The following is a 25620-nucleotide window of genomic DNA, read 5'->3' as shown; positions in this document are numbered from 1 at the left end:
CGCGCGATTCTCCCGCAAAATCGGCATCGCCGCAAAGCTGGCGCCACCGGTGTGGTTGACCTATATTCGCGCCACTGCCATTGAAGCGCCGCGCAGAACGAAAGAACCATGAACAGCCTCGACCTTCCCGCCAGCCCGCAAAACACCCGCATCGTCGTCGCCATGTCGGGCGGTGTGGATTCGTCTGTCGTTGCCGGCCTTTTGAAGCGCGAAGGCTATGATGTCGTCGGCGTCACGCTGCAGCTCTACGACCATGGCGCCGCAACGCACCGGGCCGGGTCGTGCTGCGCCGGCCAGGACATTGACGATGCCCGCCGCGTTTCCGAGACACTGGGCATTCCGCATTACGTGCTCGACTATGAGGAGCGCTTCCGCAAGGCGGTCATCGACCCGTTCGCCGAGAGCTATGTCGCCGGCGAAACGCCCATTCCGTGCGTCTCTTGCAATCAGACGGTGAAGTTCGCCGACCTTTTGGCCACCGCCAAGGACCTTGGCGCCGATGCGCTCGCCACCGGCCACTATATCCGCTCCGGGGCCAATGGCGCCCACCGCGCGCTATTCCGGCCCGTCGATGCCGACCGCGACCAGAGCTATTTCCTGTTTGCCACCACGCAAGCGCAGATCGACTATCTGCGCTTTCCGCTGGGTGGGTTGTCAAAGCCTGCGGTGCGGGCCATCGCCGAAGAAATGGGGCTGACCGTTGCCGCCAAGCAGGACAGTCAGGACATCTGCTTCGTGCCGCAGGGCAAATATTCCGACATCATCGCCAAGCTGAAGCCATCTGCCGCCAACCCAGGCGACATCGTCCATATCGACGGCCGCGTGCTCGGTCGCCATGACGGCATCCTGCGCTATACGATCGGCCAGCGCCGCGGCATCGGCATCGCCTCGGGCGAGCCGCTTTACGTCGTCCATCTCGACGCCGACCGGGCCCGTGTCATCGTCGGCCCGCGGGAGGCGCTGGAGACGCACAAGATCTATCTGCGCAACATGAACTGGCTGGGCGATCGCGCGCTGTCCGACATTCCGGTCGCCGGCATGGAGCTGTTCGCCAAGGTGCGCTCGACGCGGCCGCCGCGCCCGGCCGTGCTGCATCACCGCGCCGGCAGCACCTTTGTCGAACTGGTCGACGGCGAGTCCGGCATCGCGCCGGGACAGGCCTGCGTGCTCTATTCCGACGACGGCAACGAAGCCCGCGTCTTCGGCGGCGGCTTCATCGAGCGCTTCGAGCGCGGCGCCGAGGCCGAAGCCATGCTCAGCCGGCTCGCAGCCAGGCCGGCGCAGATTCCCGCAGAGTAAACACTACCCTCTCGGAGACAGTTTTAGTTTCCGTCTGCCTTCAGAGCAGGGTTTCGAAACGGTCTCAGGACTTTGTGTGCGTGACTGTACCCGCCGTCAGGATGCGCAGCACCCTGATGGCTTCCTCGCCGCTGGTGCGCGGCTCGGCCCGGGTCTCGATACACTGGATGAAGTGCTCGAGCTCGCGCGTCAGCGGCATCCCCTGGCCGACCGCGACATAGGACGGCTCGTTGGTGGTGAAGGCCCACTGGCCGCTGTCCTGCCACACCGCGTGGCGGTAGACGGCCAGCTTGCGCTCCCATGGCTCGACATCGTCGAACACCGCCATTGCCTTGGTGCCAACCACGGTCAGCCGCCGCTCGCGATAAGGGTTGAGCCGCGAGGTGAAGAGATGGCTGCGCAGCCCGTTGGGAAAACGCATGTGCAGATGCGCGAAATCGCTGAGACTGTCGAGGAGTGCCGCCCCCTCGCCCCTGACCTCGATCGGCTCGGTGCCGGTGATGGCCAGGATCATCGACAAATCGTGCGGCGCCAGATCCCACAGTGCGTCGTTCTCGGTGTGGAATTTGCCGAGGCCGAGCCGGTGCGAGTGGATGTAGCGGACCTCGCCGAGCTCGCCATTCTCGATCAGCGCCTTCAGCGTCTCGAAGGCGGGATGGAAGCGCAAGACATGGCCGACCATGAACACGCGGCCATTGTCCCTGGCCGCCTGCACGGCGCGCTCGGCGTCGGGCACGGTCAACGCAATCGGCTTTTCCACCAGCACGTCCTTGCCGGCCTCAGCGGCGCGCACGGCAAGATCGGCATGGAATTGCGGCGGCAGCGCCATGACGATGGCGTCGATATCATCACGCACGAACAGCTGGTCGGGCTCGATCGCCAGGCAATCCTGCTCGCTGGCAAAGCCTTCGGCCCGCGCCCGATTGGCATCGGAAACCGCATGCAGCGCGCCGAGCGCCTTGAGGGTGCGGATGTGGTTGCTTCCCCAGTATCCGCAACCGAGGACTGCAATGCGCGGCTTCATCAGCTTCAAACTCTAATTTCTTGGCCGAGACATAGCGGCGTGCCCCGTCGAACTCAACCCCGGTGGCTTACCGGAGATGCCAGCCCGGCAGCGCTTTTACCGGCCACAATATGCCGGCGCCCCTCGCGCATCGATGCTTGACAGGCTCGCCCTCCCAACCTTATATCCGCGCGACCTTGGCGAACGCCTCGAAATGCCTTTCGATTTAAGGCGGATTTCGGGCCTTTCGCCGCCCTGGCGGGGTAGCTCAGTTGGTTAGAGCACGGGAATCATAATCCTGGGGTCGGGGGTTCAAGTCCCTCTCCCGCTACCACTTGTTTCTAATGACTAAAACTCCCTTGCCGTAATCGAAAATCATCCCCGAGTTGGGATGCAGGGCTACCTATGGGCTACTGCCACGGCATTTAAAATGCCATCCGTAGGGTGTGGAAGCGTTGGGCGCCAAGGTTCGGCCATTGCGCCCGAAACAGGCATTCCAAGAACATCGCACGTCAGCAGTGGGCCGGCGACCCAAAGGGTGGCACCTGAGTTTGAGGCTCGCAGCCTGCTTGCGGGTGCCCCCACCCCCTAGTGGAACGGGGGGGGCGGGGTAGGGGCACGGGTTCAGACACAAGCACAATCACCCTGCTGCCAATATGTGGAGTCTCCCAGCGAGAGGCCGAGAAGGCACGGCACGTGCTCATGGATGATCTTTACCGCAAGTGCGGTGCGACACCACAGACGGTGAGGAAGCGAGTGAACCGCTCGATCGCGATATGAAACGGACCCCTCAGGGTCGGCACCTGTTCTGTGATGCTTTCGGCCAAGCTTTAAGGGACCAGTAGCGTTCGCACGCCGCACGCCGTCCTTGGGCCTCGCCGCGTAACTCTGTAGGTGCCGTGGCTCAGGCATCCTTCTCGGCGTCGGCGCGCAGGTGCGCGGACAGGTTGGCATCTAGCGACTTCATGGCCTTATCCAGCCGCGGGTAGGCAAGGCGATCCTTGACGGCGGCGAGGTGCTTATCGGCGGCCCCAAAATGCGGTCGATCTCATGCAGAGGCATGGTCAGGGTGATGGTCTTGGTCATCGCTCCAGAAGCGCTAGGTTCTGGAGGCGAGAAGCAAGTTTTCGGGCGACCAAATTCATTCGAGCCGCATTAGGATGCGATCTATCAAAGCCTTTGCTGCGACGCGGTTAGTCGAGCACTCGTACACCAACTCGAAAAAGTGCTTATAGGTCTTCCGCTGCGATTCGGGCAGTCGCATCAGCGGAGACGACACCGCCGCGTCGTCACTCATCGCCTCCCCAAGCTATCCTCGCAACATGTCGATCCTGTCGATGCGTTCGCCTGCGGAATCGGCAAGTAGTTCCTTACCGGCGACTTTGCTCATTTGAACCAACGTCTGTTCAACAAAGCGGTTCGCCCATAACCTCGAAACGCGCGGTTTCCAGCAATTCCGGAAGAAAACCGGCAGAGGTTTTCATGGGTTGCGTGTCGACCGTTCCGATGAAATCCAGCAGCACGGGAATGATCGGTGAACAAGCTGATGACGCATGTGACGCTAGAGGTGCTTAAAGGACGCGCGGCACGGTGTTGACTTGAGCTGGCGTCATATGCGTCACCATCGCAGTCGCCAGTACGCAACCGCCCAACAGCATGACCGCGATTCCGCGCCGCCCCATCATCGCCAATGGCGGGAGCAGACTAGGGTTTTGCGAGGGACACGGAAATCTCGCGCGAAAAATCATGGCGACGCTCCGCTAGTCCGGGTCTGGCCCTGTTGGGCAGAAACCTATCGCCTGGTTGAAGCGAAAGTATCTAAGAAACGAAGTTAGGAGATTTGGGATGGCCAAGAACGGCTCAGCCACTGAGGACGCTTCGGCGAACCACGTTTCACCCGTCGCACTGAAACCTTCGGCTTCGGCCGGCGCGCCTTCCGACACTTGGGCGGATATGCTCGCGGCGCAGACCTTGCTGACGCTATGGAACGGCGATAGCAGCAGCGAGGATCGCGCTAAGCGGCTAAATGCCATCCTTGATGCCTTTGAGAGCATTGCGCCGCGCGATGAGCTTGAAGGCATGATGGTGTCGCAGATGATCGCTGCACATAACGCAGTGATGGAGTGTTTCCGCCGCGCCATGCTGCCGAACCAGACGCTGATCGGGTGAGACGAAAATTTGGGCCACGCGAATAAGCTGCTGCGTGCGTTTCCTAGCCTCGTCGAGATGTTTAATCGGCAGCGCGGCAAGAACCAGCAAAAGGTGTTGGTCGAGCATGTACATGTTCATGCGGGCGGGCAAGCGGTAGTGGGGAACGCGGCGCCAAATGGGGGTGGTCATGAACGAACTATAGGAACAACCCCATGCAAAGCAAACTTGCAATGCATCTCAGTCCCCGCTGCGGTGCGCAGACACGCAGGGGAACCCATTGTAAGTCTGGAACGATGCAGAATGGCCGCTGCCGGATGCATGGCGGCAGGTCAATAGGCGCACCGAAAGGTAACAGCAACGCCCAGAAACATGGTCGATACACACAAACGGCTTCAGATTGGCGCTGCCGGCTAGTTGCACTTAGGGCGAAAATCACCGACCTCCTCAAACAGTAGTCGTCGCACTGGCAAATCATTAGGCCGGCGCCTAGAACCAGCAAGTCGGCAATTCCATGGAAGCAATGCGCGCCTAGCCACTATGCCGGTGGAAGCCGTTGCTTAATCACTGCCAACGGCTCCCGCAAATCATCGCGCAGCGAAAACCAATGCACGACATCAGCTCCCAACTGGGGTACGGTGAGCTTCGATACGATTAAAAGCACTGCTGTAGACGAAAGTGCTGTCGTTTTATGGGGCTCCTCATGGTTCGCGAAGCGGTTCGTGCCCTCCTACTCATGTCGCTCGTATTGTATTGCGAAGCGGCTTTCGCCGCGCCTGCCAAATGGAATTTTATAGTATACCTTGCAGCTGACAATAATCTGGAATCGAATGCCGACTCAGACTTGGAGGAAATGGCCAAAGTAGGCTCGACAAGCGATGTGAATATCCTTGTGCAAGTCAAACGGCCTCGATTGTCAGCTCACCCGGGGACTATGCGTTACAGACTCGAAAGCGGAAAACCATACGGCGCATCATCTGATATTATAAACGGCAATCCTGATTCCGCTGACGTGAGAACTCTAAGAGAATTTATTGACTGGTCATACGACAACTATCCTGCAGAACGAACAGCAATCATAGTCTGGAGTCATGGACAGGGATGGCGCGCTGCCAAATCTGCTTCTATTGCCAATAACCTGAGCTCTAAGCATTATAAATCTATTATACAAGACGATGCCCACGGAAGTACGCTTTATCAAAGTGACATTGAGGGTGAGCTCAAACGCCTTAAAGGTCAAGGTCGAGTCTTAAACCTTATAGGTTTTGACGCATGCTTGATGTCAATGCTCGAGGTGTGGTCGGGCTTGTCTGATTTAGCCGACGTCGGGGTGGCGTCCGAGGATCTCGAGCCAGGCTTCGGATGGGACTATAGTGCAGTGCTGGAGGAGCTCACGAACACTCCGACAATGAGCGCAAAGGAGCTCGGAGTCTTAATCGGTAAAACCTACGCCGCGTTTATCTCGACGTCCAGCTCCGCTGCTATTCGAGAAGAGAAGTATACCATCACGGTAATCGATCTCTCGAAGGTTGCCGACCTAACGTCACATTTCGATCGTTGGATCGGCGCACTCAAGGATTCCGACTATGGCCCCTTGCTTTGGGTCGCTGCCGGTATCAAGCCGTTTGCTTATAAGCCAGAAGAGTTTTGGCCAAACGGAGTTGATCTCGGGACCCTGATGCAGCGATTCTCTAAAGTTGCAACATCTCGACTAGCCCGCGCAGCAGCCTTGTCTGTGGTGGAGACGGCACGCAACGCTGTACTCCTAAACCGCAATAGTGTCGATCAGGTCGGCTTCCCTACAGGAATATCTATCTATTTTCCTTCAAGTGAAGACGTCATTGAGCGCGACCCAGAGGGTGATGCCTACAGGCGTGGTGCAACCCCGCCTCCCCCGACATTTGTGCAGACTAGCGAATGGCCAAATTTACTACGCCGGCTGTTGGCAGCGAAAGCCAAGATAGGATTGGTCGCGCCAGACCCAAACGCGCCCCTGTCGGACGTCGTGGAGGTCGGGGATCGCCGGGGAACGAAGTTTGAAATATGCACAGATCGCGGTATTGACGAAGATATCGCATATAGAAGGTTCGATGATCTTATTGAAGAGGGCCTTCTGGGGCAGCTAGACACACTAGATGTTACGATAGCATTAATGGCTGTGGTTGATGATTATTGCCAAAATACAACCTCTTCCGCCTTGTCAGTGGAGTCTGTTGGCCCGTGGCTGGCTCTCGTCAGGCAGGCTCGTATTCCGCCGCTTCTGTTATATGCTACTATTCGATACGTCTGCGAAAATGACGCGTACTCCCCCAGCCATTCTGATTTTATTCTAAAGTTCATTAATGCAGTGGCGGATGCCGATCCAGACCTATTGAGTAGTTTAGAAAGCATGTTTCAGCCAGAGGTCATATCTGAAGCGTCGTTAGGGCAATTTGGCAAGCTGTCGGATCTTCTGCCGTCATATGGTGCCACGAGTTTGTTCTTTACGGTATATGACACTATCGCTGACCGGAATTCAGCGACGAATTTGTCCCAGTGGACTGTGTCGAAGTTCTTCGTTGCCCAGGCGTACATGAATCTTGTCGTGCCCGATTTAAAAAAATCGCTCAATGCTAGGCTCGAATTTGGCAAGGATGTAAAAGCAGATAATCCGATTTCTGATGACGCTGCGCCCAAGTTCAAGAAGATATGTGAAGAGATCGTCACGAGGACCGCTAATGTATCGCTCGGCACACCTGCAGGCCAGATGGTGGAGACATGTCGATACTACAGCGCGCTCGTCGCCTTTCTGCTCGGTAGGCCCGAGGACGCTATCGACGACGTGGGCAACTGGGATCCCGAACGAGATGAGACCGCGTCGACTTCCCGATCGGAACTGCGCAAGTGGCAAATGGAGTGGTTTCGGGCGGAAGGGCTGTATCATCGAGGCGACGCAGCTGCATCTATGCAGGCCTTCTCGCGGGCTTTTGACAGGCTCTTGCTCGCCGATGTTCCTGCGATAGATCGCTTAGCTGCCTTGGGTGGGTACCAGCAATTCGCACCTGATGCGGGGATAGTCGGCGACGAGGGAGAGCCCGAGAACTCGGCCTACTTGTTTTTTTGCCAATGGATGGAGGCTGCGGAGGGTGCGGGCGACGCGATAGAGATGCTCAGAGTTGTTGAGCGATCTAAACTTTTTGGTGGCGAGACGTCGATCGTGACCGGCGTGTTCGGCGGCGAAACGCAGTTGATCGCGACGCCCGGTGTTTCCGAAAAGGCAGCCGGCGATAGCGCCGATCAGAACGCTAAACTCAGAAAGGCCCGTGGCCGGCTGAGCCTCGCAATCGCTGCTAACTCATTCGGGTCAGTTGCGCCGAATACGCTTGTCTATTTCGAGAATGCGTGGACAGGTCGTGTATCAATACTCTATCGCAATCAAAATCGATGGTTGATCCGATCTGCATATTTCAGTGCACTCGAGGCGATGGATGACAATCATTCCGGGCGCATGCCGGAGGTTAAGTATGCCTATGCAAGATATTTGGCGCCGATCTGGTCTGACCTTCAGGGCAACGTCGATGGCAGTCGCTTGTACGTTGTGCCGGACGGATTTTCGCGAAATTTGCCTTTCAGCGCTATGTTGACTGGAGATGGCAGGTATGTCGTTGATAAATTCGCGGTGGTGTACCTACCTTCTCTAGTACAACTTAACACGGCGAAGGGTGTCGTCGCAAAACAAGCAAAAATGCTCATGGTGCATTCAGTGAGACCGACGAAAGACGGGCCATTTAATTCACCACTTTTTGACGGGGCGAAGGAGGGAGCATTCATTAGACAGGCATTAGGCAACGCAGGACAGCTGACGGAACTCACAGGCGCTGACGCAACGCGCGAGAAGGTAGTTCAACTTCGCACATCGAACTTCGACATATTTCATGTGGTGAGCCATAGCTTTGCGCTGGCAAGTGCACCTGCTGAGTCAGGTTTGGTGATGACGTCTGCTGATGGTCAATCCGAGGACATTCTTACCCTTCGTGACCTGCAGGATTGGCCGCACCTTCAGCTCATTACGCTGGCTGGGTGCGACACAGGGACGGTGCGGTCTGAAGGAGCGTTCCTTGATGATGCGCCAAGCTTGCTGACTTTGGGGGTCACTGATTGGCTTCAGATGTCCCTTTGGCGGCTCCAAGATGATGCAGGATCGTTGATGAGCAAAGAGTTTTATTCGCAGCTCTTTAGTGGTGTGGAGGTGCCGGAGGCGTTGCGACGTGCGCAGCTTGTTGCCAGGGAGGCATACCCCTCTCCCGACCAATGGGGCTCCGTTGCCATATATGGCGATAGTCAAGACTGATCGCTTTGGAGAGTCGTGCTAGTGACACGCAGGCTCTTTATCTAACGCGCGGCTATTTAGAAGGAGAGATTGAATGAGAATATCGCTATTTCTGATTTGCTTGCAAATACTCGCTGTTGGGGAGGCCCACGCCGACGAATTGCCACTCCAAGAGGATATTTCTCGTTCGGAGTTAGCAGTCTATGCCGCCGACCTCGATTCAGGACCAAAGACCTTTAGCTACAGATTTCGCTTTCCCACTGACGCAAGCGCTGAACATGTATGGGGCATCGACGTATCTCACTATAGTGGCGCCGTGGATTGGGATAAGATGGTCGATCAGAATGTTACCTTCGCATTCGCAAAAGCCACTCAAGGTACTCGCTATTATGATAGCACCTTTGCTACAAACTGGAATGCGCTAGCAAGGCAGCAAGCCCAAGGAGTGCCTATCTATCGTGGGGCTTATCACTTCCTTTCGGCCGCAGGCACCGGAGAGGACCAAGCGGACAATTTTCTCAAAGTAGTCGGGAAGATAGAGAAATGGGACCTTCCTCCCTGTCTTGACCTCGAATGGGACTTTGAAATTAGCGGCGGACGAGTGGTTACAGGCTCAGATGGGAAGCCGATTGACAGGTGGGCCGCAGTACCGGCTTCCGATATTGTTGCGGCTGCGAAGGGCTGGCTGGAGCGCGTCAAGGAGCGTACTGGCAAAACTCCCGTTATCTATACAAATCGGCATTGGTGGGTCGCGCGAATCGGCTCGGACCAGTCACTTGCTGGCTATCCGCTCTGGATTGCCGACTACGGCAGCCGTAGTCTCAATAAAGAAAGTCCATCTCTTCCCGAGGGCCACCAATGGGATTTCTGGCAGTTGACAGATAAGGGTAAGATTTTAGGGGGAGCAATGGCGGGCAATGTAGATACAAACGTCTTCGTTGGAACTGTCGCGGACTTCAGATCTCGTTTCGGATCGCCTGTAAAGTGAGTCAGCCACCATAGGCAGCGCCCGCTGTCGATGTAGGCTTGCCCCTGTGGGCTCGGCTCAGACGCCTTCGACCCGGAGTTTCAACGCGATCTGATTCAAGGGCGCGCGCTCAACGAGCCAGTGCTTGTTGGGCATGAGGCTCAGAAGTGGCTAGCCGGCCGAGGATGGCACCGCTCTTGCGGTTCATTCGCAGCCACAAATGGACTGCGCTGATAACCATAAGCGCCTGAGCGGCAAGCACGCACCAAATGCGGGGCAGCGCGTGCTACTTTTCCAGCGAGATCAGCCAATGTCCATGCCGTAGCGCCTTAGCTCCCTTCACCGTCGCCCCCCGATCGCCACACGGCAGGCCATAGTCGCGCCGAACGATTTGCGCGGGTCGGCGGTCAATGCTAGTTCATCGGTCCGATAGCCAAATGCATGGGCAAGGCAGGGGGACGTTTTGTCTGGAATTACGCCGTCGGAACTGGAAGGAACAGAAGATCCTCATGATCGGGGCGTTGAGGATGAACCAGAAGACGCATCGATCGCCTTCGATCACCCGTTCGATCCAAGCAAGATTCGCGTCACAACTGAACCTCGCACAATCGATTTGCTGATGCGTCGAATTAGCCGCGAGGAAATTGACCTAGCGCCGGCTTTTCAACGTCGGGCGCGGCTATGGAAGCCTTCTAAAAAAGGGCAGCTGATAGAGTCATTGCTACTGCGCATCCCACTGCCCGTATTCTACGTTGCTGCCACAGAAGACGATATGTGGTCGGTGGTTGACGGATTGCAGCGGCTAACCACGATCCACGATTTCGTTAATGATCAATTTGCTCTGCTGGGCCTTGAATACCTGCATCAGCTTGAGGGGCTAACCTTTTCAAAATTGCCAAGGCCGATGCAGCGCCGGATTGAAGAGACAAGCCTCGTGCTCAACATCATCCAGCCGGGCACGCCTGACGAGGTCATGATCAATATATTTAGGCGCCTCAATACAGGCGGCCTACCACTCACCGGTCAGGAGATCCGCAACGCGCTTTACAAGGGGCAAGTTCGCGAGGTTTTAGCGCGTCTGTCATCCTCCGAACAATTCAAGATCGCGACTGATGGACGTGTGAGCGACCAGCGAATGGATGCTCAGGAGTGCGTGCTGCGTTTCATTGCGTTCTTTCTCGACGGGTCACAACCTTATGACCGCAACGACTTAGATGCATATCTCAGCGAAGCTATGCGCCGTATCAATACGCTGGACAGCGATAGCTTGGCGGCAATTGAGCGAGAGTTCTATGCGGCCATGGAAACGGCGCGCGCGATCTTCGGCAACGACGCCTTTCGGAAGCGCTATCGCGAGAGCGATGATCGTAAGCCGGTGAGCAAGGCGTTATTTGAGGCCTGGAGTGTTAATCTCGCGAAGCTCGATGAATCTGAGCGGGAAGTTCTGATTCGTAACCGTGAAGCCGTGCGGAGTGGTTTTATCGAGCTCATGAGTGCGGACAGATTCTTTGATGTATCGATCTCATCTTCCACCGGCACTGTTCAGCGGGTTCACAAGCGATTCGACGCTATTGCACAAGTTGTGACTGCGGTCCTAGAGGGAGCGGAAGCCGTTGATTGACAGCCTTCACCTTCAGAATTTTAAATGCTTCGAGGATGAGCATTTGCCTTTTGCTGCTCTCACACTTCTATCTGGACTTAATGGAAGTGGGAAGAGCAGTATAATGCAGTCATTGCTACTTGTTAGGCAGTTGACTCTTCAATCCGGGCTGCAGCCGAGCCGAATTTCGTTCAGCGGCGAGTATGTTGATCTTGGTCGAGGTCGTGACGTCCTATTTACTTCGGCGACGAATGACGCGTTCGCAATCGGCGTCAAGGATGATGCTGTGGGCGACGTTCGGTTGGAATTTCAAGTCGAGCGGGAAACCGGTGACACGGCGTGGACTACTCACGATTCGGTCCGCAAAGACGCTACCCAGCTCGCGCTCGACGGTTTTGCTTTGTTTTCAGGCGTCGGAGGCGCAGGCCGGCTCGCCGAGTTCAACTATTTGAACGCGGAACGGTTTGGTCCGCGTAAGGCGTTGCCTACTGAGGGATCGCGCGGTCAGGCATTTAATCTCGGCGCGCACGGCGAATATGTGCTCGACGCGCTGCTCGTTCATCAAGATCGAATTACACTCAGCTCGGGCGATCCGCGTCGCATCGAAGGAGCGGAAGGTGATCGGCTCCGCGACCAGCTTGATGCGTGGCTGGCGGAGATCAGCCCTGGAGTTCGCCTCGCAATTGCCGGTGTGCCTAACGCTGATCTTGCAGTTGGATCGTTCTCTTTTGGCCGCGAAGGCGAGCTTCGGTCTCCGGAGTATCGGGCAACGAACGTAGGTTTCGGGTTGAGCTATATTCTGCCGGTTTTGGCAGCGCTCCTTTCGGCTCCTCAGGGTGGACTTGTCCTGATAGAAAACCCGGAGGCGCACCTTCACCCGCGCGGGCAAACCAAGATGGGCGAGTTATGCGCGCGAGCCGCCGCGGCAGGTGTGCAGGTGATAATTGAGACTCACAGCGACCATGTCTTAGATGGCGCAAGGCTCTCGGTTCGTGGGCAGATTGTTGCCCCGAAGGATCTCCGCTTCCATTACCTTTTTCAGAATGGTGGCAAGGCGGAGCGGCGCAGCCCTTCTGTTGACGCAGATGGGCGATTGTCCGAGTGGCCGGAAGGCTTTTTCGATCAACACCGGCGCAATGCTGCCGGGCTTGTGCGTCCCCGCGCTAACTAATCATGACAAGCTACGTTTTCAATCCGGCGTCGATCCCAGCCCCGGCCGTCGACTTGGGCATTGCGGCACAGCTTGTTAAGGGCATGCTAGAAACAATTTCGGAGCTAGATAGACATGTCGGTGGTGATGTTCGACCTCTCCGATTGCCAAGAAACGCATGGCTTTTAGAAATTGGTGAACTTCCTGGCGCTCCCCCAACGCCTGTTACTCTTGGACAGGCGGCAGCGAGCCTTTACGAATCGCCGGCGACTTATGATCTTGCTGTCTACTTCGATGCGTTGATGATGTACGAACCAGCCGACCGCGACTTGGATGACGACACCGTCGAGGCAATCTTAAAGCTGGCGCCTGATGGCGCAGTTGAGGGTTTCGAGGCGGTGCTCGCATCAGTCCGCCGTGCCGGACTTGAAGCGATGCAGTGCGCAGTGACTGCTAGTACCTTGGTCAGTTTCAGGGGGCAAGACTGGGACTTTGACCTGGCTAAGGTGCGCTGCGGTGAGCAGATCTTGGTGCTAGACCACGCCTCGACAACGACTCACGCTGGAGCAATCGCAGAGCGGTGGCTTGCCGGAGCCCGGAGGGAAATCAGCCGTGGGAATTTCATGGCTTCACGAGCAATTACATTCCCGTATCTGGAGTGGGGCAGTGATATCGAAGAACAGGTGGCTCGGTTCCCGGCAGAATATATGGATCTGGCGTTCAAACGGCTTGCAAAGCTTGATGACATGGTACGCCGCTGGCGCGACATGGAGTGCGCGCGACCCGATCCGGGCAGCATGGAGATCCGAAACGAGAGCGACCTCACTATGCAAAACTATGGCAATCAGCGCCGCTTTCGCTCCCAGACGGGGGAGATGGCAGTCTTCGAAAAACACGTTTGGATCGATCGGCATAACAGAATCCACCTCATCGTGCACGACGATCGGCGAACGATAGAGATTGGATATCTGGGCGTTCATTTGCCCACGTGGACCAATTGAGGCCGTAGCATCGAGAAATCACGCTGCCGCCTCGCAGGGTCCGCGTTGTGCGTCATCAGAATCGCAAGCTCATTTCGCTCTAGTGTATTGTTACGCGTGGCCGTATGACATCGTCACAAGCTCGATTTCAGCCAAAAGAAAAATATTGGGGGATGCTTGGTAGCTGTCCTAGAGGACCTTAAGCCAAATTGCTCCGTGCGCGGCGTGCTGCCCAACGCTTTGGTCACGGTCGTCAGCGTGCAGTGGTTCGGCTCCAGTGCGATCGAGCTGACCTACAAGGATCCGACTGGCAAGGTCGGTAACGAACTCCTCTACCGCGACCGTGAGGTCGACCTGGAGATCGTCGAGGAAGGGCGACCTTGGAGTTTTGACGGCGATGGCGCCTTGTTCAGGCTCGTTTCCGAGGCGCAGCGCATCCATCTCGCGCACCTGTTCGATCCGGTACTCGCCGTTCACACGTCGATCGTCGAACCGTTGCCGCACCAGATCACCGCTGTTTACGAAAGCATGTTGCCACGCCAGCCTTTGCGGTTCTTGCTGGCGGACGACCCTGGCGCCGGCAAGACCATCATGGCGGGCCTCCTGATCAAGGAATTGATCGCGCGCGGCGATCTCCAGCGCTGCCTGATCGTGTGCCCAGGTAGCCTCGCCGAGCAGTGGCAGGACGAGCTCTATCGCCGGTTCAACCTACCCTTCGAGATACTCACCAACGACAAGCTTGAAGCGGCCCGGACCGGCAACTGGTTCCTCGAAACCAACCTGGTCATTGCGCGACTCGACAAGCTGGCACGCAATGAGGACGTGCAGCACAAGCTTCAGGCGCCTGACTGCCGCTGGGACCTAGTCGTCTGCGACGAGGCACACAAGCTGTCGGCCACCTTCTTCGGTGGCGAGGTCAATTACACCAAGCGCTATCGCCTGGCGCAGCTTCTATCGTCGCTGACCCGCCATTTCCTGCTGATGACCGCAACGCCACACAACGGCAAGGAGGCGGACTTTCAGCTCTTCATGGCGCTGCTCGACGGCGACCGCTTCGAGGGAAAGTTCCGCGACGGCGTCCACGCGGCTGACGTCTCTGATCTGATGCGTCGCATGGTCAAAGAGAATTTGCTCAAGTTCGACGCGACCCCGCTGTTTCCGCAGCGCTTCGCCTACACGGTTCCCTACAAGCTGTCCGACGCAGAGTCGGCGCTCTACAAGGCAGTGACCGAGTATGTGCGTGAGGAGTTCAACCGCGCCGAGGCTCTGCAGAACGACAAGCGCGCTGGAACTGTGGGTTTCGCGCTCACTATCTTGCAGCGCCGTCTGGCCTCGTCGCCGGAGGCGATCTACCAGTCGCTGCGCCGCAGGCGCGAACGACTGGAAAGCCGCATGCGTGAGCTGGAAATCCTGCAACGTGGTAGCCAGTTCGGCAACGCCATCGCGGCCAATGTACCGGTGCTCGACCGCGAGGACGTAGACGATTTCGAAGACGCGCCAGATGCGGAAATGGAAGCTGTCGAGGAACAGGTGCTCGACGAAGCCACTGCAGCTCGTTCTATCGAAGAACTTCGGATCGAGATCGAGACCCTGAAACGGCTTGAGACCCTCGCCATGTCGATCCGGCGCAGCGGCGAAGACAAGAAATGGCGTGAACTTGCTTCACTGCTCGGCGAAATCTTCACGCCTGCAGCTATAGCCAACGATCTGGCAGAAGAGGGATCGGAATACGACGCGGGCGTGCCGATACCACCAAAGCCAACACCGTCACCGCGCCAGAAGCTCGTCATCTTTACCGAGCATCGCGACACGTTGAACTACCTTCAGGGTCGGATAGCAACGCTGCTCGGCCGGGAGCAGGCCGTCGTCATGATCCACGGTGGCATGGGTCGTGAGGAGCGGATGAAAGCCCAGGAAGCGTTCCGTCACGACCCGGAGGTGCAGGTGCTGCTGGCGACCGACGCGGCGGGCGAAGGCATCAATCTGCAGCGCGCGCATCTGATGGTCAACTACGACCTGCCCTGGAATCCCAACCGACTGGAGCAGCGCTTTGGGCGCATACATCGCATCGGTCAGACTGAGGTGTGCCACTTATGGAACCTGGTCGCCGAGGAAACGCGGGAAGGCGATGTCTACCGCAAGCTTCTTGAGAAGCTGGAGCAGGCGCGCATTGCGCTTGGCGGCCAGGTCTTTGACGTCCTGGGCAAGCTGCAGTTCGAGGGTCGGCCGCTGCGCGAGCTGCTGATCGACGCCATCCGCTATGGCGAGCAGCCCGAGGTGCGCGCGCGGCTCACCACGGTCGTCGAAAATGCCTTCGACAAGAAGGCGCTGCAAAGCCTTTTGGAGGATAACGCCCTTGCGCACGACTCTATGGATGTTTCGCGTGTCCATCGCATTCGCGAGGAAATGGAAAGGGCGGACGCACGTCGCCTGCAGCCCCACTACGTCGAGTCCTTCTTCCTCGAAGCCTTCAAGCGTCTAGGCGGCGCCGTCAAGCAGCGCGAGCCCAAACGCTATGAGATCACACATGTCCCGGCGCCAGTGCGCAACCGGGATCGCCTGATCGGCGTCGGCGAGCCTGTCCTCCCGCGCTATGAGCGTATCGCCTTCGAGAAGTCGATGGTGGCGCCACAGGGACAGCCCATGGCCGCGTTCGTATGCCCCGGTCATCCGCTGCTCAACTCGGTTATAGACCTAACGCTGGAACGTCACCGAGACCTTTTGCGGCGCGGCACCGTACTCGTCGACGAGCGCGATCTCGGCGTCACGCCTCGCGTGCTTTTCTTCCTTGAACACGCAATCCAGGACGCCAGCGTGACGAAGAGCGGTGAGCGACGCATCGTGTCCAAACGGCTTCTGTTCGTTGAGATCGGGTTGGACGGAGTTGCCCGCCACCTGAACTATGCGCCATACCTCGACTATCGGCCACTAGCTGCCGGCGAACCAGTCGTGGATGGGATACTTGCCAGGCCTGAGTGCGACTGGATCAATCGCGATTTGGAAGCGCGGGCGCAGTCTCACGCCATTTCCGAGGTGGTGCCCGAGCATCTCGCCGAGGTGCGCGACCGCAAGCTGGCGCTCCTTGACAAGACCGAGGCCGCGGTGAAAGACCGCCTTACCAAAGAGATCAACTACTGGGACTTCCGTGCCGAGCAGTTGAAGGAGCAGGAGCGCGCCGGCAAGGCCAATGCGCGGCTCAACTCCGGTGAGGCCCGCAAGCGCGCCGACGACCTCCAGGCTCGGCTGCAAAAGCGCATGGAAGACATCAAGCGCGAACGTCAACTGGCGCCGCTGCCGCCTGTTGCGCTCGGCGGCTTGCTGGTCGTGCCGGTCGGGCTGATCAATGTGATGAGCGGCAAACTGACGACAATTCCACAGGTGACGGTCGACACTCAGGTCGCAGCAGCCCGTGCGCGTGAGATCATCATGGAGATCGAGCGCGGCCTCGGCTTCGTTCCAACCGATCGGGAGTTGGAGAAGCTTGGTTATGATATCGAGAGCGCCATCCCCGGCACGGGCCGGCTGCGCTTCCTCGAGGTCAAAGGGCGCGTCGCAGGCGCAGACACGGTCACCGTGACCAAGAACGAGATCCTCTATTCGCTGAACAAGCCAGATGATTTCATCCTGGCCATCGTCGAACTAGATGGCGAACGACATCGCGTTCACTACATCCGCAAGCCCTTCAGGGCTGAACCGGATTTCCACGCAGCAAGCGTGAACTACAACCTGCGCGATTTGATCGCGATGGGAAAGGAACCTGCCTGATGAGCCATGATCTCCTTGGAAACCACATGGCCTTCGTTGGCGAGCGGAAGGAATGGCCAGAATGCTGGCTGCGCATTGAGGCGGTTCTCGAAGATGCCCGAGTTACCGACGAGGACTATCGCGCCAGCCGTGAGGCAGGTGCCGACGCCCGCCTCGAACGGGTCTGGTTCGGCTCCGGCAAGGATCTCAAAATCCGCTCGCTCGACTTCTGCTGCAAGTTCCTGAAGGAGGCCGCTTGATGTCGGATCCAGCCAAGACCCGTAAGAAACTCATTGAGGTGACATTGCCGCTAGAGGCAATAAACCGAGCGGCGAGAGACGAAAAGGCAGTTCCGCGACCTGGGCACCCGCAGACCATGCATTACTGGTGGGCCCGCAGGCCTTTGGCGGCGGCACGCGCAGTGATATTCGCCCAGATGGTGGACGATCCTTCGTCGTATCCAGATCTGTTCCCGACCGAAGCAAAGCAGGAGAAGGAGCGTCAACGCCTGTTTCGCATCATTGAAGAGCTGGTGCGATGGGAGAACACCACCAACGAGACGGTACTGCAGAAGGCGCGCGAGGAAATCTGGACGAGCTGGCGGCGCGCCTGCGCCGAGAACGCCGACCATCCGGGTGCGAAGGAGCTGTTCGACCGCGACCGGCTACCGGCCTTCCATGATCCGTTCGCCGGCGGCGGCGCGCTACCGCTGGAAGCACAGCGGCTCGGGCTGGAGAGTTACGCAAGTGACCTCAACCCGGTCGCCGTGCTGATCAACAAGGCGATGATCGAGATCCCGCCGAAGTTCGCGGGCAAGCCCCCGGTTAACCCGACACGGGACTTACATGTCCACTGGAAGGGCGCCCAAGGGCTGGCCGAAGATGTCCGCTACTATGGTCAGTGGATGCGTGACGAGGCCGAAAAGCGGATCGGGCATCTCTATCCGAAGATCGAAATCACTGCGGAGATGATCGCGGAGCGGCCTGACCTGAAACCGTATATCAGCCAGAAGCTAACCGTCATCGCCTGCTTGTGGGCACGCACGGTGAAAAGCCCGAACCCGGCCTTCGCAAACGTCGACGTGCCGCTCGCGTCCACGTTCATGTTAGCAGTCAAGGCCGGGAAGGAGGCGTATGTGGAACCCGTCGTCGAGGCCGACGGATATCGCTTCACAGTGAAAGTAGGCAAGCCTGATGATCCGGATGCGGCAAAGAACGGGACGAAGCTCTCGCGAGCCAACTTCCGATGCCTAATGTCCGAATCCCCTATCTCAGGCGACTACATTAAGACCGAGGGGAAGGCCGGTCGGATGGGGGCCCGACTGATGGCTATCGTAGCCGAGGGCCCCCGCGGCCGACTTTACTTGGCCCCAACAAAAGAACAGGAGGCGGCGGCGCTACGGGCCCAGCCAAGCTGGCGGCCAGGGGGCGAGATCGCCACTCGGATGACTGGTGGCAACTGCACGCCATACGGGTTGACCTCATGGGGCGACCTTTTCACCGATCGACAGCTGGTCGCGATGACAACCTTCTCCGATCTAATTGAAGAAGCGCACGATCGTGTGAGGCGTGATGCCGTTGCCAGGGGCGAGTCCGATGACGGCAAGCCGCTACGAGATGGCGGCCTAACTGCAAGTGCTTACGCGGATGCTGTAAGCGTCTATTTGAGCTGCGCTCTGAGTCGGCTTGCGAGCTACAATAACTCAATTTGCCATTGGAACATGCTAGGCGGCAGCGTCGCTCAGATATTTTCTCGACAGTCAGTCCCCATGTCTTGGGACTTCATCGAAATCAGTCCACTACAGAAGATGAGCGGAAATTGGATTGGTGGCATTGATTGGGTGAGCGATGTGTTCGCAAATCTCGAAGTCTCCCTACTCCCAGGGTATGGCAGTCAAGCCGACGCCAGCACACAAGCTCTGTCACGTGACCGATTGGTGTCTACCGATCCGCCTTACTATGACAACATAGGCTACGCCGACCTATCGGACTTCTTCTATGTTTGGCTTCGTCGATCGATGCGGCCGGTCTTTCCAGAGCTTTTTTCGACCGTAGCGGTGCCTAAGGTCGAGGAGTTGGTTGCGACTGCCCATCGGCACGGCAGTAAGGAGGCGGCGGAATCCTTCTTCCTCGAGGGGATGACGCGGGCGATGCACCGACTCAGCGACCAGGGGCACCCGGCCTTCCCGGTCACGATCTACTACGCGTTCAAGCAGTCCGAGACAGACGACAAGAAGGGAACTGCCAGCACTGGCTGGGATACCTTTCTGGATGCAGTGATCCGAGCTGGGTTTGCCATCAGCGGAACTTGGCCAATGCGAACAGAGAAGCAGGGACGTATGATCGAGTTTGGGACCAACGCCCTTGCGTCCAGCATTATCCTCGTCTGCCGCCCCCGCGCTGCCAACGCGCCCATTGCTACTCGGCGCGAATTGGCCGCGTCGCTGAAGGCCGAATTGCCACTCGCTCTCCGGCACCTCCAAGCTGGCAACATCGCACCCGTCGACTTGGCGCAGGCTGCCATCGGCCCTGGTATGGCTGTCTACACGCGCTTCGCCCAAGTACTGGATGCCGAAGGGAAGCCCGTGTCCGTGCGCGAGGCATTGGCTCTGATCAATGCCACGCTCGACGAAGCACTTGCCGAACAGGAGGGGGACTTTGAAGCCGACAGCCGTTGGGCGCTTGCTTGGTTTGAGCAGTACGGCTTCGCTGAAGGCGAGTACGGCATAGCAGAATTACTCTCTAAGGCGAAGGTCACAGCTGTCGCCGGTCTTGTCGAGGCCGGCATAGTCGAGTCTAAGCGCGGCAAGGTACGGCTTTTAAAGCCTGAGGAGTTGCCCGCTGGTTGGGATCCGACGACCGACCTGCGCCTGACGGCTTGGGAAACCGTGCATCACCTGATCCGCGTGCTCGCCACCGGGGGAGAGAGTGCAGCAGCTATTCTGGTCGCCAAGCTCGGTGCAAGGGCTGAGACTGCCCGCGAGCTTGCTTATCGGCTCTACGTACTCGCTGAGCGGAAGAAGCGAGCGACAGAAGCACTCGCGTACAACGGCCTCGTCCAGAGCTGGCCCGAAATCGTGCGCCTGGCCCGAGAGGGCGCAGCGGCATCGGTGAGCGGACAGACCGAGTTTCAGCTCTAGCCGAGGGGGACCAGCATGTGGGGTCAGGAGCAGTACGACGGTGGGTCGATGATGGGCAGCATCAAGACCTATGGGAAGGCCGTGCGGGCCATCGGCGAGGTGTGGCTTCAAGTGTACGGGGAGCCTATGCCGAAGCTCTCCGGTGCCCCATCAGCGCGGTTTAGTGCCGCCCTCAAGTTGATCGAGGAGCGACTTCGCAAGTCGCAGGATACAGGCTTCTTGGAAAAGTTGCGGGATATTCATGGTGATACCGATGTTGAGGAGCTGTTCAACGAGAATATTTCGGACGGGCAGCAGCTTGTTCCGAGGCCGGACATCGACGACGTCTCGCCAAACGCGTTCAAGGCGGCCGCATGGGACACTGCCTTAGAGTTCTGTCCCACGTGGGAGATCATCGACGTCGAGCTCTCTGAATTTCTGCGCAAAGCTCTCGATAGGCTCGCAAATACTCTTGGCTGGCCGCGGCGCCCAAATATCGGCGAGAACCGGCATTTTCCACGTATGGTGCAGTGGCTACGCGAGATGGAAGAGGAGACCGATTGGCGGCCCGACGGTCAAGGTTTTCGCCTCATGAACGCGGCGGGCAAAGGTGCTGTCCGTTTCGCTCCCACTGATCCGCGCTCGCTCAAGCTTCGGATCAATCCGCGCTTTCTTTGACGGGGAACCTTGATATGGCGATTACCAACCAAGAACGAGTCGGCAAAGGGATGGACCTTCTGCGGACGGGTTTAGCGCCGTTCGTCGATCGCGAGATCCAGTCGGCTGTCAAGATGCATACCGTTGGCATGGATGCCGTACGCCGCTTCGCCGACGATCCTAATCTTGGTCGCAGGCCGATTGCGCAATGGGATGTAGCCGGCCTTCTGAAACTGATGTGGGAGACGTGGAACGACATCTTCGGTCGCACGCTAGGCCGCACCGAACGGTCACTCGTGCAGGAGCTGCGCGACGTGCGTAATAGTTGGGCGCATCAGAAACCGTTTTCCGGCGACGACACCGACAGGGCGCTCGACTCCATGAACCGCCTGCTTGCCGCTGTGTCGGCGCCGGAGGCCGACGAAGTCAACAAGATGAAGACGGAGCTACGCCGCCTCATCTTCGAGGAACAAGTACGCGGCGAGAAGCGCAAGGCGGGCGGTTCGCTCATCGAACCAGCGGCCGCCGGCAACCTCAGGCCATGGCGCGAGGTGGTCACGCCGCACGCAGATGTCGCCAGCGGCCGTTATCAGCAGGCGGAGTTCGCCGCTGACCTTTGGCAGGTGCACCTTGGCGAGGGCAGCGACGAGTATCGCAAGCCGGCCGAGTTCTTTCGCCGCACGTTCCTCACGGAGAGCCTTAAGCGCTTGCTGGTCGGCGGCGCGCAGCGCCTGTCCGGCCAGGGCGGCGATCCAGTCGTGCAGCTCCAGACAAATTTCGGAGGCGGTAAGACGCACTCGATGCTGGCGCTTTACCACCTGTTCGGCGGCGCGGCTGCTAGCGAGCTGTCGGGAATCGATGGAGTGCTCGCCGAGGCTGGTGTGAAGACGCTGCCCAAGGCGAGGCGTGTCGTGTTGGTCGGCAACAAGATCTCGCCGGGCAATCCCGTCACCAAACCCGACGGCACGGTGGTCAATACGCTGTGGGGTGAACTCGCGTATCAGCTCGGCGGCAAGCAGGCCTTCGCCCGCGTCGCCAAGGACGACGAGAAAGCCACTAGCCCCGGCGACGTATTGCGCGAGCTCTTCGTTCAGTACGGGCCTTGCCTTGTTCTTGTCGACGAGTGGGTGGCCTATGCGCGGCAGCTGCACGATCAAAGCGACCTGCCGGCAGGTGGCTTCGAGACCCAGTTCTCCTTTGCTCAGGTGCTAACCGAGTCCGCAAAGCTCGCGAAGAACTGCCTGCTGGTCGTCTCGCTGCCAGCATCTGACACCGCCGGGTCGCCGCATACCCAGGCAGACGATGTCGAGGTTGGCGGCATCCGTGGTCGCGAGGCACTCGACCGGTTGCGCAACGTCGTAGGGCGTGTCGAATCGTCGTGGCGACCAGCGACGGCCGAAGAAGGCTTCGAGATCGTCCGTCGCCGCCTGTTTGAGCCGATAGCGGGCGAGCTCTTCAAGCAGCGCGATCTCACCGCGCGCGCTTTTGCGGATCTCTATCAAGCACAGGCTGCCGAGTTTCCGCCGGACTGCCGGGGCGGCGACTACGAGAGGCGCATGCAGGCGGCCTATCCGATCCACCCCGAAATTTTTGACCGGCTCTACACCGACTGGTCTACTCTTGTGAAATTCCAGCGCACGCGTGGCGTCCTGCGGCTAATGGCCGCCGTGATCCATAGCTTGTGGGAGAAGGGTGACCGCAGCCCGCTGATCCTCCCGTCGACTGTTCCAATCGACGATCAGCGCGTCCAGTTCGAGCTCACGCGCTATCTCTCCGACCACTGGGTGCCGATCATTGAAAAAGACGTGGATGGCCCCAATTCATTGCCACTCAGGATCGACAACGAAGTTCCCAACCTGGGCAAGCTGTCTGCGACGCGGCGTGTGGCTCGAACCATCTATCTCGGCTCCGCCCCGACCACGGCTGCTGCGCAACGCGGGCTGGAGGATAGGCGTGTCAAACTGGGCTGTGTGATGCCGGGGGAGACGCCCGCGGTCTTCAGTGATGCTCTGCGACGCCTCGCGCGCGACGCCACATATCTCTATCAGGACGGTCCGCGAAGCTGGTATGCGACGCAACCCACGGTTACCAAGCTGGCCGACGACCGTGCCGAACAGCTCAAGCGTGATCCCGACAGGATCGCGGCCGAGTTGGACGCGCGGCTAAGGGCCGATCTAAAGCGTGGCGGCGACTTCTCACGCATACACCCCTTGCCACGCTCAGGTGCCGATGTTCCTGACGATCTCGATGCGCGACTTGTGGTGCTGCCGGCCGAGCACTCTTACAGCAAGGAAGGCGGCAGCGCCGCGGAACTCGCCGCGAAGGCGATCCTCGAACTACGCGGCAACACGCCGCGCCTCTACCGCAACACACTGGTGTTCCTGGCGGCGGACAGGGTGCGCCTGCAGGATCTCGACGAGGCACTGCGCAAATTCGTCGCGTGGTCGTCGATCGTGGCCGAGAAGGACATGCTCAACTTGGATCCGCACCAAGCTCGTCAGGCCGAAACACAGAAGCAAGCGGCCGACGGGGCCGTGACGGCTCGGCTGCCGGAAACCTACCAGTGGCTCCTGGTGCCGGAACAACCTACACCGCAGGCACCCGTTGCATGGCAGGCCTTGCGGCTCACCGGAAGCGATGTGCTGGCCGCGCGCGCAAGCAAGAAGCTTCGAGCCGACGAGTTGCTCGTGGCGGGCCTCGGCTCCACGATCCTGCGCAAGCACCTCGACCAGGTGCCGCTCTGGCGCGGCGACCACGTCGCCGTCAGACAACTGGTCGATGACTTCGCCCGCTACCTCTATCTGCCGCGCGTCGCCGGCCCCGAGGTTCTCGCCCAGGCGATACGCGATGGTATTGCCCTGCTGACGTGGCGGACTGACACATTCGCTTATGCAGAAAACTATGACGAAGCGGCCGGCCGGTATCGCGGATTGCGTTTCGGCCAAGGCGTAGCTATTGCGCCCGACAGCGCCGGCCTTCTCGTCAAACCGGAGGTAGCAGCGCGGCAGCTCGAGGCCGAGGTGCCAGTTTCGCCCACTCCAACGCCTTCGCCGGGCGGAGGCATGGACGAGCCGCGCCCGTCGCCTGGCGGTCCTGATCCAACGCCGAGCCCACCGGTTGCCCAGCAGTTACGACGTTACCACGGCTCGGTGCGGGTGGATCCCACACGCGCGGGCCGAGACGCCGGTCGGATCGCCGACGAGATCATCGCCCATCTGGCTGGCCAAATCGGGGCCGACGTCACGGTGACCATCGAGATCGAAGCTCGGCTGCCTAACGGTGCAACCGACCAGTTGGTTCGCACAGTGACGGAAAACAGCCGCACGCTGAAGTTCGACAGCCATGGGTTCGAAGGGGAGTGATATCGACCGTCTTTGGAAATGCCATTTGGTTCGCGATCATCCCAGCCATATGAGGCGAACAGGCTTACCGAGAGCCTCTTCGTCGCTTTCTTGTGCGCGGGACAAAGCGGGGACGAAGAACATCGACATCAAACTCAGCAAAGACAAACAGCGCGATGGATCGTTGCATGCATGCACCCCGAGTGCGAAAAGCCACATTAGCTGACGGCCCGGCCTGATGATCTGACCGGTGCGTTTTCCTGACAAAGTTACCCTGTAAGGTAATGGGGCGCCGTTGTAAAACTTGGCTGGGCCTCACCCACGGTGTCTTTCGGGAAGCACACTCCGTTGCCAAAGACCGCCATTGTAACCGTGCAGGTGCCATCGCTGGGAGTTTCTGCCCCCAGTTTTTGACTTTGAGGCCTCACATGAGGGTAGTGGGAGTTCGGCCTTCAAATAGAGAGCTTGAATGCCATATTGGCGGCATGACACAGCAGACCGTTAGAGTCCTCGAAATTCGCCCCCTATCTCAATGATCCTGGTTATTTGGCCGAGATTTGGTGGGCCGCTATTATTGATCCAGACGAAGCCATCAGCCGCGTCCGTGCAGCCAGCAATAGCTCGAACGATATCGATATATTGATGACCGGAACACTGACTGCCGCTGCCGCTGCCGCCGTGAATCTGCCTAGCGGAAGCGTAAGGTCTGCGTCATGAGCAAGGCCAAGCGCCCGTGCGACCAATTTTGCAAAGTCGATTGTCGCGGTCGCCACAGGCGAGACCCACCTTAAGAAGTTCTGGCGTAGCCCCGCACGCGTCCTACCGAACCTGTGGCTGTTACGTGGCGAGCACGGACCCAAGTCCAACCTAAACCACACATTACCGCCTTTATCCGTTTGCCGGCCTCGGGCGTACGTTGGACGGGCTTCAAGTTCAAATGGTCGAACACGGCTTCCGTCGAGACACGCTCGACACCGTCGCTCCCTTTCTGTCCTCGAAGAACTGCAAGCCGCCCTTGCCACGGGTCGCTCTTGCGGGCTTGCAGCTCATTACGAATGATCCGCAATTGTGCAAGAAACGGACGGTGTTCCAGTGGAGAGGTTGGAACGGCCCCCGTCCTGGCTTGACGAATTTTCATGCCTGCAAGGTCCAATGGTCAAATCATCTGATCTATAGGAATATAAACCGTTAAAGCCGTCCAGATTCGGACACTGGACGCCATGCGGTGGGGTAGTGTGCTGAGAGTTCTGCAAATTCGCTGAGAGAGGGCGGTCATGGCAGGCTGGTGATGTTCAACGTCACCG

13 protein-coding genes and 1 tRNA gene are annotated in these 25620 nt (G+C 58.7%); 13 read left to right on the top strand and 1 reads right to left on the bottom strand.

Features of this window, described 5'->3' with window-relative positions; all coding sequences use genetic code 11:
- Window positions 1-108 precede the first annotated feature (108 nt).
- A complete protein-coding gene (mnmA, locus tag X750_RS144095; protein ID WP_023748134.1) occupies window positions 109-1299 on the top strand; it encodes a tRNA 2-thiouridine(34) synthase MnmA in 1191 nt (396 codons plus the stop codon).
- Window positions 1300-1363: 64 nt separating this feature from the next.
- On the opposite strand, the gene X750_RS144100 is transcribed toward mnmA, so the two are convergent.
- On the bottom strand, window positions 1364-2323 hold the full coding sequence (locus tag X750_RS144100; RefSeq protein ID WP_023748133.1) for a Gfo/Idh/MocA family oxidoreductase: 960 nt from the start codon (window positions 2321-2323) through the stop codon (window positions 1364-1366).
- Between the two features lie 236 nt (window positions 2324-2559).
- On the opposite strand from X750_RS144100, the gene X750_RS144105 reads away from it, so the two are divergent.
- The 12 genes from X750_RS144105 to X750_RS144145 all read left to right on the top strand — a co-directional run bounded on the left by X750_RS144105 (window position 2560) and on the right by X750_RS144145 (window position 24337).
- Window positions 2560-2636 (top strand) — tRNA-Met (locus tag X750_RS144105).
- A 1511-nt stretch (window positions 2637-4147) separates the two neighbouring features.
- The gene (locus tag X750_RS1000000163820) at window positions 4148-4471 is read left to right on the top strand and encodes a hypothetical protein (RefSeq protein WP_050588798.1); all 324 of its coding nucleotides are present in this window, start codon (window positions 4148-4150) and stop codon (window positions 4469-4471) included.
- A 682-nt stretch (window positions 4472-5153) separates the two neighbouring features.
- Window positions 5154-8780 (top strand): clostripain-related cysteine peptidase, encoded by a 3627-nt coding sequence (locus tag X750_RS144110; protein ID WP_198021000.1) that lies wholly within the window; start codon window positions 5154-5156, stop codon window positions 8778-8780.
- 73 nt (window positions 8781-8853) lie between these two features.
- Entirely contained in the window at window positions 8854-9747 is an 894-nt protein-coding gene (locus X750_RS0133335) for a GH25 family lysozyme (protein WP_023748127.1), read from the top strand.
- Window positions 9748-10189: 442 nt separating this feature from the next.
- On the top strand, window positions 10190-11347 hold the full coding sequence (locus X750_RS144115; protein ID WP_023748126.1) for a DUF262 domain-containing protein: 1158 nt from the start codon (window positions 10190-10192) through the stop codon (window positions 11345-11347).
- Window positions 11340-12497: a DUF3696 domain-containing protein gene (locus X750_RS144120; protein ID WP_023748125.1), complete on the top strand. Its 1158-nt coding sequence runs from the start codon at window positions 11340-11342 to the stop codon at window positions 12495-12497. The genes X750_RS144115 and X750_RS144120 overlap by 8 nt, the downstream gene beginning before the upstream one ends.
- Before the next feature lie 2 nt (window positions 12498-12499).
- Entirely contained in the window at window positions 12500-13477 is a 978-nt protein-coding gene (locus tag X750_RS0133330; protein WP_031243181.1) for a hypothetical protein, read from the top strand.
- A gap of 195 nt (window positions 13478-13672) precedes the next feature.
- Window positions 13673-17221, top strand: coding sequence for a helicase-related protein (locus X750_RS144125; protein WP_245271890.1), 3549 nt, complete (start codon window positions 13673-13675; stop codon window positions 17219-17221).
- On the top strand, window positions 17221-17460 hold the full coding sequence (locus tag X750_RS144130) for a hypothetical protein (RefSeq protein ID WP_023748122.1): 240 nt from the start codon (window positions 17221-17223) through the stop codon (window positions 17458-17460). The genes X750_RS144125 and X750_RS144130 overlap by 1 nt, the downstream gene beginning before the upstream one ends.
- On the top strand, window positions 17460-20339 hold the full coding sequence (locus X750_RS144135) for a DUF1156 domain-containing protein (protein ID WP_031243179.1): 2880 nt from the start codon (window positions 17460-17462) through the stop codon (window positions 20337-20339). The genes X750_RS144130 and X750_RS144135 overlap by 1 nt, the downstream gene beginning before the upstream one ends.
- 15 nt (window positions 20340-20354) lie before the next feature.
- The gene (locus X750_RS144140) at window positions 20355-20996 is read left to right on the top strand and encodes a hypothetical protein (protein ID WP_023748120.1); all 642 of its coding nucleotides are present in this window, start codon (window positions 20355-20357) and stop codon (window positions 20994-20996) included.
- A gap of 14 nt (window positions 20997-21010) precedes the next feature.
- Window positions 21011-24337, top strand: coding sequence for a Swt1 family HEPN domain-containing protein (locus tag X750_RS144145; protein ID WP_023748119.1), 3327 nt, complete (start codon window positions 21011-21013; stop codon window positions 24335-24337).
- Window positions 24338-25620: the final 1283 nt, after the last annotated feature.

It is taken from the genome of Mesorhizobium sp. LNJC391B00, from assembly GCF_000502535.1.
In the GTDB taxonomy this organism is placed as follows: Bacteria; Pseudomonadota; Alphaproteobacteria; order Rhizobiales; family Rhizobiaceae; genus Mesorhizobium.
This window is presented reverse-complemented; position numbering and strand designations above follow the sequence as displayed.

Bases quoted from the DNA above. Each gene is read 5' to 3' on its own strand.
- mnmA (WP_023748134.1), top strand. From the start codon at position 109: ATGAACAGCCTCGACCTTCCCGCCAGCCCGCAAAACACCCGCATCGTC.
- X750_RS144100 (WP_023748133.1), bottom strand. From the start codon at position 2,323: ATGAAGCCGCGCATTGCAGTCCTCGGTTGCGGATACTGGGGAAGCAAC.
- X750_RS1000000163820 (WP_050588798.1), top strand. From the start codon at position 4,148: ATGGCCAAGAACGGCTCAGCCACTGAGGACGCTTCGGCGAACCACGTT.
- X750_RS144110 (WP_198021000.1), top strand. From the start codon at position 5,154: ATGGTTCGCGAAGCGGTTCGTGCCCTCCTACTCATGTCGCTCGTATTG.
- X750_RS0133335 (WP_023748127.1), top strand. From the start codon at position 8,854: ATGAGAATATCGCTATTTCTGATTTGCTTGCAAATACTCGCTGTTGGG.
- X750_RS0133330 (WP_031243181.1), top strand. From the start codon at position 12,500: ATGACAAGCTACGTTTTCAATCCGGCGTCGATCCCAGCCCCGGCCGTC.
- X750_RS144130 (WP_023748122.1), top strand. From the start codon at position 17,221: ATGAGCCATGATCTCCTTGGAAACCACATGGCCTTCGTTGGCGAGCGG.
- X750_RS144135 (WP_031243179.1), top strand. From the start codon at position 17,460: ATGTCGGATCCAGCCAAGACCCGTAAGAAACTCATTGAGGTGACATTG.
- X750_RS144140 (WP_023748120.1), top strand. From the start codon at position 20,355: ATGTGGGGTCAGGAGCAGTACGACGGTGGGTCGATGATGGGCAGCATC.
- X750_RS144145 (WP_023748119.1), top strand. From the start codon at position 21,011: ATGGCGATTACCAACCAAGAACGAGTCGGCAAAGGGATGGACCTTCTG.